The following is a 10,285-nucleotide window of genomic DNA, read 5'->3' as shown; positions in this document are numbered from 1 at the left end:
ACATTGGCAGGAGCGGCTGGTGGGTGTTGGTCGGGCTGGTACCGCTGGTGGGCTTAGTGATGATCTACTGGGCCGTTCAGCCCAGCGACGGCGACAACGCCTTCGGTCCGGCGCCGACCCGCTAAGGGGCTGGCGGGCCGGGTTCAGGCCGCCGGTTTGCCCAGCATCTGCTGCACCGCGGTCTGCACCTCGGGCGAGGCCAGGGCCTGTTCCAGTCGGGCCAGGGTCGGGTGGGCCAGGGCGGTTCGCAGGTGGAAGGTGTCCACACCGGCGTCCTGCTTCACGTCGTAGTCATTCAGCGAGCCGAGCTGGCCCAGCGCCAGGCGCTCGCCCAGACGGGCGCAGAGGTAACCGAGCGCCAGACGGGGTGCGTTCACCGGATCGGTGGTCATGTACGGACTGACCAGCTGACGACCCACGCCGCCGACCGCGTTGACCAGGTCTTCGGGCAGTTCCCAGGACTTCATCAGCAGGCAACCAATTTCGCAGGCGTTGAGGCCCAGCAGCTCCTGCTCGAGTTGCGCGCGCTCCAGGCGGTCGCACTGAAGCCACCTCTCCAGGCTGGGAGCCGGGATGAGCGAGGCGGTGGCGAGCTGTCCCACAAAGCTGAGTACCACCTTGGTGGACAACGCGCTCTGGTCGGGCAGGTTGAGCGCCTTGCCCAACCGGACGCAAAGCTCACTGGCGATGGCGCTGGAGCGCCAGATGGTGTCAAAGCAGCGTTGTGCTTCGGCCAGCTTGGGTTTGAAGGCCTCGGCCAGCATGTATTGCAGGCAGATGCTGCGCACGGTGTTCATGCCCAGGAACGTGACGGACTGCCCGATGCGGGTGACGGGTTGGTACAGGCCGTAGAACGGGGAGTTGACGGTCGCGAGCACCTTGGCTGCGATCAGCGGCTCAGCTGTCACGAGTTCGGCCAGCTCGGCCGAACCGGCCTTGGCGACAAACTCGGGCGAGAGCAACTGCTGCATCGACGGCGGCGGGCGGGGAATGCCGCGGACAGCGGCCAGAAGGGCGTCTCGGCGCTCGGGGTCCAGGCCCTGCACTGTCAGCCAGCGAAATCCAGACAACTCAGCGGGAATCGGTGCGGCTGGCAGGGGTGAAGTGAATACAAAGGCAGGGGTTGCTGGGGCTGCGATCGAAGCGGCCGGCGTACCGGGGCGCCGGACGGGCGCCGTCCGTGCAACAGCGGTTTTCGCGGGTCGCCGACGGAAAAGCGAGAAAAAAGACACGAGGGCCTCCAGACCTGGTGGTGACCCATGGGGCTATGGGTCGCTCTGAGGAAGGAATCGGCTTTTTTCGGTCAGTCTTGAGCGGGGTACCCCACGACACCTGTCACGCCAGGCGGGCGCGGTGGCGCGCGATCTGCATCAGTACCTGCGCGGGTGCGGTGCCGCCCAGCGTGTTGCGCGCGTTCAGGCTGCCGCGCAGGCTCAGGCACTCGTAGACGTCTTTTTCAATGCTGGCGTTGAAGCTTTGCAGCACGGTCAGCGGCAGCTCGGACAGGTCGCATTGGTGACTCGTGGCGGCCTTCACCGCATGGGCAACCGTTTCGTGGGCGTCGCGGAAGGGCAGGCCCTTTTTCACCAGGTAGTCGGCCAGGTCGGTGGCGGTGGCGTAACCCTTCTTGGCGGCCTCTTCCATGGCCACGGCGTTGACCGTGATGCCGCCTTCCTTCTGCCCCGTGGCCGGGTTGAGCTGGCCGCCCACCATCTCGGCAAAGATGCGCAGCGTGTCTTTCAAGGTGTCCACGGTGTCGAACAGCGGCTCCTTGTCTTCCTGGTTGTCCTTGTTGTAGGCCAGGGGCTGGCCCTTCATGAGCGTGATCAGGCCCATGAGGTGGCCGACCACACGGCCGGTCTTGCCGCGGGCGAGTTCGGGCACGTCGGGGTTTTTCTTCTGCGGCATGATCGACGAGCCGGTGGTGAAGCGGTCGGCGACCTTCACGAAGCCGAAGTTCTGGCTCATCCACAGAATCAGCTCTTCGCTGAAGCGGCTGATGTGCACCATGCACAACGAGGCGGCGGCGGTGAATTCGATCGCGAAGTCGCGGTCGCTCACGCCGTCCAGGCTGTTCTGGCAGACCTGCGGGTTGCCCTTCTCATCGACCATGCCCAGGCTCACGGCCACGCGCTCGCGGTCCAGCGGGTAGGTGGTGCCGGCCAGCGCGGCGCTGCCCAGCGGCAGGCGGTTGGTGCGGCGGCGCACGTCGGCCAAACGCTCGGCGTCGCGCGCAAACATTTCCACATAGGCCAGCAGGTGGTGGGCAAAGCTCACCGGCTGCGCCACCTGCAGGTGGGTGAAGCCCGGCAGGATCACTTCCACGTTTTTCTCGGCCACGTCGACCAGCGCGGTCTGCAGTTCGACCAGCAGGTCGCTGATGAGGTCGATCTCGCCGCGCAGCCACAGGCGCACGTCGGTGGCGACCTGGTCGTTGCGCGAGCGGCCGGTGTGCAGGCGCTTGCCGGCGTCGCCCACCAGTTGGGTCAGGCGGGCTTCGATGTTGAGGTGCACGTCTTCGAGGTCGAGCTTCCACTCAAAGCCGCCGGCCTCGATTTCGCTGCGGATCTGCGCCATGCCGCGCTGGATGTCGGCCAGGTCACTGGCGCCGATGATCTTCTGCGCGGCCAGCATCTCGGCGTGGGCCAGGCTGCCGGTGATGTCGGCCAGCCAGAGGCGTTTGTCGAAAAACACGCTGGCGGTGTAGCGCTTGACCAGGTCGCTCATGGGCTCCGAGAACAGGGCGGACCAGGCTTCGGATTTTTTGTCGAATTGGTTGGTGGACATGGTGTTGCCAGCGGAGAGGTGGGGGGGTCAGAGGGGGCGCCAGGCGCCAGGCCAGGCTGGCCGGGTTGCTCAAACGGCTCGCCGTTGCCCCAAAAGGGCGGTCGCGGCCTATAGTGCGAGCGTTATGCGAGATTCACGAATTTTATCGACCTTCCAGGACCTGACCACCGCGACGGGCGCCTTGCCGCTCTCGCAGATGCCTGAGCACCGGCGCGCGGAAGAGCTGATCTTTGACACCTGCCAGGTCGGTGTGGTGTTGCGCGCGGTGATGTTTGTGCAGGCGGTGGCCTGGGTGGCGGCCTTGTATGGCGCGCAGGGCTGGTGGGGGTGGATGACCCAGGTGGCCCTGTACACGGCGGCGACCTTGCCTGCGGTGCTGATCTGGCTGCTCGTGGTGTGCGCCCTCAAACGCCAGCTCGCCCGCCTGCCGAAGCCGGCGCAATGGACCTCGGGCATTTTGCTGGGCGCGGCTTCGGCGGTCTATGGCTGCGGCCTGCTGGCCTGGACCGGGCTGGTAGACCCGGCGCCCTGGCTGGCCAGTGCCGCGTCGGGCGCGCTGGTGGCGGCGGTGCTGGTGGCGGCCCTCGTGTGGCGGGCCCGAGCGCGTGCGCCGGCCGGCACGACCGCACGGCTGGCCGAGCTGCAGGCGCGCATTCGCCCTCACTTCCTGTTCAACACGCTCAACAGCGCCATTGCGCTGGTGCGCGCCGAGCCCGCCAAGGCCGAGGCGCTGCTTGAAGACCTGAGCGAGCTGTTCCGCCACGCGCTGGCCGACGCGCAAGAGGCGGTGCCACTGCGCCAGGAGCTGGAACTCGCCGAGCACTACCTTGCCATCGAGCAGATTCGTTTTGGGGATCGGCTGAGACTGGAGTGGAGCCTGGATGAAAAGGCGTCAGGCGCGCTGTTGCCCCCGCTGATCCTGCAACCCCTGGTCGAGAATGCGGTGAAACACGGTGTGGAGCCGAGCCCGACCGGAGCGACCGTTCGCATCTCGACCAAGCGACGAGGCTCGACGGCGATCATCAAGGTGACCAACACCGTGCCCTCGGGCAGCGGTTCGCGCGGCCACGGTTTGGCGTTGGACAATGTGCGCCAGCGGTTGACGCTGTTGCACGATGTTGAAGGCCGCTTTCAAAGCGCGCTGGTGGACGGCGTGTTTCAGGTGCGACTTGAAATCCCGATATAAAGCCTGTCTGTCCAGGCGGCATCAACGGAGCGTGACATGGCATTGAAGGTACTGATCGTTGACGACGAGGCGCTGGCCAGGTCCCGTTTGCGCACGCTGCTGGGCGATTGCAAAGAGCCGCTTTCCGAAGTGGTGGGTGAAGCGGCCAACGCGGTGCAGGCGATGGAACAGATTCAACGCGCGCCTTGCGACCTGGTCCTGCTCGACATCCACATGCCCGGTGTGGACGGCATGACCCTGGCGGCCAACTTTCAGGAGATGGTCTCGCCACCCCACGTGGTGTTTGTCACGGCGTACGCCGAGCACGCGGTGCGGGCCTTCGACCTGGAAGCGGTGGATTACCTGACCAAGCCGGTGCGTCTGGAGCGGTTGCAGCAGGCTTTGCAGAAGGTGCAGCGCCTGCGCAGTGCCGGCGAGGTGGCCGAGGCTTCGGGCGGTGTAGAGAGCTTGTTGATCCAGGAGCGGGGTCGCAGCGAGCGTGTGGCGCTGGCCGATGTGATCTACCTCAAGGCGGAGTTGAAGTACATCACGGTACGCACGGCCGATAAGGAGCACATTTTTGATGGCGCGTTGAGCGATCTGGAGCAGAAATACGCGCACCTGTTTGTGCGGGTGCACCGAAATGCCTTGGTGGCGCGGCGGAGGGTGCGGGCGGTGGAGAAGCACAACGACCCGGTCGAGGGCGAGGGCTGGATGGTGCGGCTGGATGGGGTGGACGAGCGGCTGGCTGTGTCGCGTCGTCAACTGGCGGCCGTGCGTGAAGCTTTGGTGAGCTGACGCTTTTCCTGTTGCGGTTGGGGATGCTTTTCTCCGGTTGGTCCGGTCTTCGGTGATCGGGGTGACCGGCTCCGCTCATGTCCCCCGGTTTGGGCTGCGCCCAAACCTCCTCCTTTACTTCGCTGCGCCGGTCACCCCGATCACCGAAGACCGCTTCGCATGCCAGTCCGGGAGCGCAAATACGTCACCCGCTGGATGGTGTGGGTCGCGCTGTGCAGCGAAGTAAAGGAGGAGACGGCCGCAGGCCGTCGGGGGACATGAGCGGAACAGCGCGACCCGCGCCATCCAGCACCGCGAGGTGTCGGCGAGCGATCCCGGGATTTCAGACCTCCGCCGCTTCAATCAAAAACCGCACGCGCCGCTGCCCCTGCCACTCATCCGCATCGAGCCGGAACGCCAGCTTCACCCTCTCAGGCAAAGGCTCGGTGTGGCCGAACCAGATGCCGTCCACCGGCTCGCCCTGGTGCTTCATCTTGAGCGCCAAGTGCTTTTCGCCCACCAGACGCTGCGACACGATCTGCAGCTCTTCGCAGAACACCGGCGGCGCAAAACCCTGGCCCCACACCTCGTGGTGCAGCGTGTCCACCAGATCGGTGCGGCGGTACTGCTTGTCCAGCACACCATCGGCCTCCATGCGGCGCTGCAGCGTGGCGGCGTCCAGCCACTCGTGGGCCACCTGCTGCAGCGCGGCCTCGAACACCTCCAGATGCTCTTCGTCAATGGTGCAACCCGCCGCCATCGCGTGACCACCGAAACGCAGCAACACCCCCGGGTGGCGTTTCGCCACGAGGTCCAGCGCGTCGCGCAGGTGAAAGCCCGGAATGGACCGGCCCGAGCCCTTGAGCTCGTTTTCCTTGCCCTCTGCACCGCTGGCGGCGAACACGAAGGTGGGGCGGTGCATCTTGTCCTTCAGGCGCGAGGCGACGATGCCGACCACGCCTTCGTGGAAGTCCGGGTCGAACACGATCAATGCCGGTGGCGGCTCTTCCGATTCGTCGAACATCTCCTCGGCGAGCAACAGCGCCTGGTCGCGCATCTCGCCTTCAATGGTTTTGCGTTCGCGGTTGATGCCATCGAGCGTGCGCGCGAGTTCGTCGGCGCGCAGGCCGTCGTCGGTGGTCAGGCATTCGATGCCCAGCGTCATGTCGGCCAGGCGGCCGGCGGCGTTCAGGCGTGGGCCGAGGGCGAAGCCGAAGTCGAAGCTGGTGGCCTTCAGCGGCTGGCGTGCGGCCACGTTGAACAGCGCCGTCATGCCCGTCGGCATGGCGCCAGCGCGCACGCGCTTCAGACCCTGGGCCACGAGGCGGCGGTTGTTGGCGTCGAGCTTCACGACGTCGGCCACGGTGCCGAGTGCCACCAAAGGCAACAAGGCATCGATCTTCGGCTGTGTCTGCGCGGTGAAAACGCCCCGCTCGCGGAGTTCCGCACGCAAGGCGAGCAGCACATAGAACATCACGCCCACGCCGGCAATCGACTTGCTCTCGAACGTGCAACCGGGCTGGTTGGGGTTGACGATCACGCAGTCGGCGGGCACCACGACCTCGCCGCCCTTGAGCGCGGGCAGGTGGTGGTCGGTCACGATCACCTGCAGGCCCAGCTCGCGCGCGGCGCGCACGCCGTCGAGACTGGCGATGCCGTTGTCCACGGTGACCAGCACGTCGGCGCCCTGCGCTTTCACACGCTGGGCGATGGCCGGCGTGAGGCCATAGCCGTCGGTCACGCGGTCGGGCACCAGGTAGTTCACGCGCTCAAAACCCATGGGCGCGCCCAGCAGGCGCAGGCCGCGCAGGCCCACGGCGCAGGCGGTGGCGCCGTCGCAGTCGTAGTCGGCCACGATGCAGATGGCTTTGTTCGCTGCCATGGCGTCGGCCAGCGCACGTGCGGCCTCTGCCGCGCCTTTCATGGAGGTGGGTGGCAGCAGCAGCGAGAGCGCGTCGTCGAGCTGCTCCTTGGTGGTGATGCCGCGCGCGGCAAACAGACGCGCCAGCAGCGGGTGCACGCCGCCTTGTTCCAGCGCCCAGGCGGCGCGGGGGGGGACATCGCGGGTGATGATCTTCATAGGTCTTTCAAGGTCTGGCTGGCCGGCGCGCGGCCCAGCAGGTGTTGGAACGGGCGGGCCAAGCGCGCCAGGGCGCTGACGGGTTGGGTGGTCCAGGTGCGGGCGTGGCGTTCGCCGCAGAGCGTGAGGGTGACGCTGTCGCCGCGCCGTGCCGAGGCCAGCAGGCCGGCGATCTCGCCCGCGTCCAGGGCATGCCAGGCGGCTTGCCAGCCCGCCCAGTCGGCACGCAGCGCCGCCTGGCGCAGGCCCTCGGGCATGGCTGGCGGTTCGCGCAGCGCCGGCACGGTGTCGAGCGCGCCCGCGCCGTGCACCCAGAAACCGTTGACCGGCAGCAGGCCACGGGCGGTGCGCGCGTCGTGCACCGGGTGTGTGTAGAAGAGCATCTGTGCTTCGCTCTGCAGGCGCTTGAGCAACTGCGCGCCCGCCGGGTTGGCGGGGCTCTCGGCCATCCAGGCGTCCACCTGGCGCCCGCTCACACGGTCCAGGCTGGCGCAGGCGATGCCATGCAGCGCTTCACCGCTGGCATGCCACTGGGTGGCGCTGTCAAAGCGCAGGGTGATGCCGTCTTCGGCGCAGAACGGCGCGAGCGCATCGAACAACGTACGCGATTCGGCCTCGGGCAGATCGAGTTGTGATCCGGGCAGCAGCTGCACCATCTCCATGCCCACCTGGAAATGGCAGGGGCTGAACCAGGCCTGCGGCACCGTGGGGGCATCGCTCTGCGCCGCCACCCACGGAATGCGGCCGTCACCGGCCACCGGCAGGCCCAGCGCCCGCGCGAGGGCCCGCTCGTGCGGCGGGCTCAGGGCCTCGTCTTCGCCCCGGTCGGGCGCCTGTTCGGTCAGCAGGGTCAGCAGTTCGGCCAGGCGGGGCAGCACAAGCCCGGGCAACAGGGTCTGGCATTCGGCGGCACTGGCGGCGGCAAAAGGAACCAGCAGGTGGCGGGACGACTCGGGAACCAGGGGCGGGGCGGGCATGCCGCGATTGTCGGGGATGCCACAATCGCCGCTGGAATTCATTCATGCAAACCCCCTACGAACTCATTCTCGGCTGGCGCTACACGCGCGCCGGCCGCGCCACCCGGCGCAACGGCTTCATCTCCTTCATCTCGGGCGTGTCCATGCTGGGCATCGCGCTCGGCGTGGCCGCGCTCATCGTGGTGCTCTCGGTGATGAACGGCTTTCAGAAAGAGGTGCGCGACCGCATGCTGGGCGTGCTGTCGCACATCGAGCTGTTCGAACCCGGCGGCCAGGCGATCCCGAACCTGGAGTCGGTGCTGGCCACGGTGCGCAAGAACCCCGAGGTGGTGGGCGCCGCGCCGTTTGTGGGCGCGCAGGCGCTGCTGGCGCGCGGCGAAGACATGAAGGGCGCGCTGGTGCGCGGCATCGACCCGGCGCTGGAGCCGCAGGTGACCGACCTCGCCAAGGACCTCTCGCAGACCGTGTTGCCGCGCCTGGTGCCCGGCGAGTTCGGGATCATCCTGGGTGGTGAACTCGCGCGCAGCCTGGGCGTGGGTGTCGGCGACGCCGTGACCCTGATCGCGCCCAGCGGGCAGGTGACCCCGGCCGGCGTGGTGCCGCGCATCCGCCAGATGTCGGTGGTGGGCACCTTCGATTCGGGCCACTACGAGTACGACTCGGCGCTGGCGCTGCTGCACCAGGACGACGCGGCGCGCATCTTCCGCGTGGAAGGGCCGACGGGGGTTCGCATCAAGATCCGCGACCTGCACCAGGCGCGCGAGGTGGCCATCGAGCTGGCCGGTCAGCTCGACCCGGGGCTGCTGGTGCGCGACTGGACGCGCCAGAACCGCACCTGGTTCGCGGCGGTGCAGCTCGAAAAACGCATGATGTTCATCATCCTCACGCTGATCGTCGCTGTGGCCGCGTTCAACCTCGTGTCCACGCTGGTGATGACGGTGACCGACAAGCGCGCCGACATCGCCATCCTGCGCACCCTGGGCGCGAGCCCGAAAAGCATCATGGGCATCTTCATGGTGCAAGGCGCGATGGTGGGCGTGATCGGTACTGGGCTGGGCCTGCTGCTGGGCCTGGGCATCGCCTTCAACATCGACACCATCGTGCCCGCGCTGGAGCGCGCACTGGGCGCGAGCTTCCTGCCGCAGGACATCTACCTGATCAGCCGCATGCCCAGCGACCCACAGCGCAGCGACATCATGCCGATCGCGGTGATCTCGCTGGTGCTGTCCTTTCTGGCCACGATCTACCCGAGCTGGCGCGCGAGCCGCGTGAACCCTGCGGAAGCACTGCGCTATGAGTGACATCAACAATCCCGTTCGTCCTGAGCCCGTCGAAGGACTCACCAACACGGTGGCGAAGGCTTCGACAGGCTCAGCCCGAACGGATGTGGTTTTGAGCGCAAACGGCCTGACCAAACGTTTTACCGAAGGCCGGCTCGACGTGACCGTGCTGAAGGGTGTGGACCTGAGCGTGCGCGCGGGCGAGACCATCGCCATCGTCGGGGCCTCGGGTTCGGGCAAGAGCACGCTGCTGCACCTGCTGGGCGGGCTGGACGCGCCCACCTCGGGCAGTGTCACGCTGATGGGCCAGCCCCTGGCCGGTCTGAGCGCCGCGCAGCAAGGCGAGCTGCGCAACCAGCACCTGGGTTTCGTCTACCAGTTCCACCACCTGCTGCCCGAGTTCAGCGCACGCGACAACGTGGCCATGCCGCTGTGGATCCGGCGGCAGTCGCGCGCCGAGGCCGGTGCCCAGGCTGAGAAGGTGCTGGCCAAGGTGGGGCTTTCAGAGCGGCTGCACCATCGGCCCGCCGAGCTGTCGGGCGGCGAGCGCCAGCGCGTGGCGATTGCGCGGGCGCTGGTGGCGAATCCGGCCTGTGTGCTGGCCGACGAGCCCACCGGCAACCTCGACCGTGCCACCGCCGACGGCGTGTTCGAGCTGATGCTGCAACTGGCCCGCGATCAGGGCACGGCGTTCATCGTCGTGACCCACGACGAAACCCTGGCCGCACGCTGCGGCCGGGTGCTGCGGCTCACGGCCGGGGTGCTGACCGGCTGAAGCGCAGCGGCTGGTCCATGCCATCGACATGGATCAGCAGCGAGCCGTCTTTCACCTCGTAGCGCTGCGCCTTCTGCAGCGCGCCCAGGTAACGCATTTCCTGCTGGCTGGCGCCGCCCATGCAGGCCATCTTGGTGGCGGCGAGCGGGCCGAAGTGGATGCGGTCGCGATCGATCTCCACCGGGCCGAAGAAGCGGTTGCACGAGCCGTGTCCGGCCGCCTGACCGGGTTGGGGGAAGGCGAGCGTGGCAGCCGGTTGTGCCATGGCCGCCTGGCCACCCAGATCCTGCAGTCGCCACTCGCTGCCCCAGAGTGGCTCCGGTGTGGACGCGGCTGTGCCGCTGGCCGCGCAACCCACCAGCGCCGCGATCAGCGGGAGAGCATGGAACCAACGGAAGCGGGGCAGGTGCAGCGACATGGAAAATCCTCCTGGGATGGGGTGCA

Annotated in this window: 10 protein-coding genes; 5 read left to right on the top strand and 5 right to left on the bottom strand. The window is 67.5% G+C overall.

Going from position 1 to position 10,285, the window contains the following annotated elements; all coding sequences use genetic code 11:
- Positions 1-2 precede the first annotated feature (2 nt).
- On the top strand, positions 3-125 hold the full coding sequence (locus tag B0E41_RS27740; protein WP_077331066.1) for a DUF805 domain-containing protein: 123 nt from the start codon (positions 3-5) through the stop codon (positions 123-125).
- An 18-nt stretch (positions 126-143) separates the two neighbouring features.
- On the opposite strand, the gene B0E41_RS10605 is transcribed toward B0E41_RS27740, so the two are convergent.
- Together B0E41_RS10605 and argH are read right to left on the bottom strand one after the other, a co-directional pair.
- Positions 144-1,070: an HDOD domain-containing protein gene (locus tag B0E41_RS10605; protein WP_143433776.1), complete on the bottom strand. Its 927-nt coding sequence runs from the start codon at positions 1,068-1,070 to the stop codon at positions 144-146.
- Positions 1,071-1,335: 265 nt separating this feature from the next.
- The gene (gene argH / locus B0E41_RS10600) at positions 1,336-2,787 is read right to left on the bottom strand and encodes an argininosuccinate lyase (RefSeq protein WP_077331064.1); all 1,452 of its coding nucleotides are present in this window, start codon (positions 2,785-2,787) and stop codon (positions 1,336-1,338) included.
- 196 nt (positions 2,788-2,983) lie between these two features.
- On the opposite strand from argH, the gene B0E41_RS10595 reads away from it, so the two are divergent.
- Both B0E41_RS10595 and B0E41_RS10590 read left to right on the top strand, forming a co-directional pair.
- Complete coding sequence (locus B0E41_RS10595) at positions 2,984-3,973, top strand: sensor histidine kinase (RefSeq protein ID WP_143433778.1); 990 nt, start codon at positions 2,984-2,986, stop codon at positions 3,971-3,973.
- Positions 3,974-4,009: 36 nt separating this feature from the next.
- Positions 4,010-4,750, top strand: coding sequence for a LytTR family DNA-binding domain-containing protein (locus tag B0E41_RS10590; protein WP_077331062.1), 741 nt, complete (start codon positions 4,010-4,012; stop codon positions 4,748-4,750).
- Positions 4,751-5,072: 322 nt separating this feature from the next.
- Here the strand turns inward: B0E41_RS10590 and recJ are convergent, their stop codons facing one another.
- Positions 5,073-6,809: a single-stranded-DNA-specific exonuclease RecJ gene (recJ, locus tag B0E41_RS10585; protein WP_077331061.1), complete on the bottom strand. Its 1,737-nt coding sequence runs from the start codon at positions 6,807-6,809 to the stop codon at positions 5,073-5,075.
- On the bottom strand, positions 6,806-7,786 hold the full coding sequence (locus tag B0E41_RS10580; protein ID WP_077331067.1) for a hypothetical protein: 981 nt from the start codon (positions 7,784-7,786) through the stop codon (positions 6,806-6,808). The genes recJ and B0E41_RS10580 overlap by 4 nt, the downstream gene beginning before the upstream one ends.
- Before the next feature lie 44 nt (positions 7,787-7,830).
- On the opposite strand from B0E41_RS10580, the gene B0E41_RS10575 reads away from it, so the two are divergent.
- Positions 7,831-9,087, top strand: coding sequence for a lipoprotein-releasing ABC transporter permease subunit (locus B0E41_RS10575; RefSeq protein WP_077331060.1), 1,257 nt, complete (start codon positions 7,831-7,833; stop codon positions 9,085-9,087).
- Positions 9,080-9,841: a lipoprotein-releasing ABC transporter ATP-binding protein LolD gene (gene lolD / locus B0E41_RS10570; RefSeq protein ID WP_077331059.1), complete on the top strand. Its 762-nt coding sequence runs from the start codon at positions 9,080-9,082 to the stop codon at positions 9,839-9,841. Before B0E41_RS10575 ends, lolD begins: the two co-directional genes overlap by 8 nt.
- On the opposite strand, the gene B0E41_RS10565 is transcribed toward lolD, so the two are convergent.
- A complete protein-coding gene (locus B0E41_RS10565) occupies positions 9,816-10,259 on the bottom strand; it encodes an META domain-containing protein (protein ID WP_171984730.1) in 444 nt (147 codons plus the stop codon). The genes lolD and B0E41_RS10565 overlap by 26 nt on opposite strands.
- Positions 10,260-10,285: the final 26 nt, after the last annotated feature.

The organism is Hydrogenophaga sp. A37, assembly GCF_002001205.1.
Taxonomy (GTDB): domain Bacteria; phylum Pseudomonadota; class Gammaproteobacteria; order Burkholderiales; family Burkholderiaceae_C; genus Hydrogenophaga.
This window is presented reverse-complemented; position numbering and strand designations above follow the sequence as displayed.

Bases quoted from the DNA above. Each gene is read 5' to 3' on its own strand.
- argH (WP_077331064.1), bottom strand. From the start codon at position 2,787: ATGTCCACCAACCAATTCGACAAAAAATCCGAAGCCTGGTCCGCCCTG.
- B0E41_RS10595 (WP_143433778.1), top strand. From the start codon at position 2,984: ATGCCTGAGCACCGGCGCGCGGAAGAGCTGATCTTTGACACCTGCCAG.
- B0E41_RS10590 (WP_077331062.1), top strand. From the start codon at position 4,010: ATGGCATTGAAGGTACTGATCGTTGACGACGAGGCGCTGGCCAGGTCC.
- recJ (WP_077331061.1), bottom strand. From the start codon at position 6,809: ATGAAGATCATCACCCGCGATGTCCCCCCCCGCGCCGCCTGGGCGCTG.
- B0E41_RS10580 (WP_077331067.1), bottom strand. From the start codon at position 7,786: ATGCCCGCCCCGCCCCTGGTTCCCGAGTCGTCCCGCCACCTGCTGGTT.
- B0E41_RS10575 (WP_077331060.1), top strand. From the start codon at position 7,831: ATGCAAACCCCCTACGAACTCATTCTCGGCTGGCGCTACACGCGCGCC.
- lolD (WP_077331059.1), top strand. From the start codon at position 9,080: ATGAGTGACATCAACAATCCCGTTCGTCCTGAGCCCGTCGAAGGACTC.
- B0E41_RS10565 (WP_171984730.1), bottom strand. From the start codon at position 10,259: ATGTCGCTGCACCTGCCCCGCTTCCGTTGGTTCCATGCTCTCCCGCTG.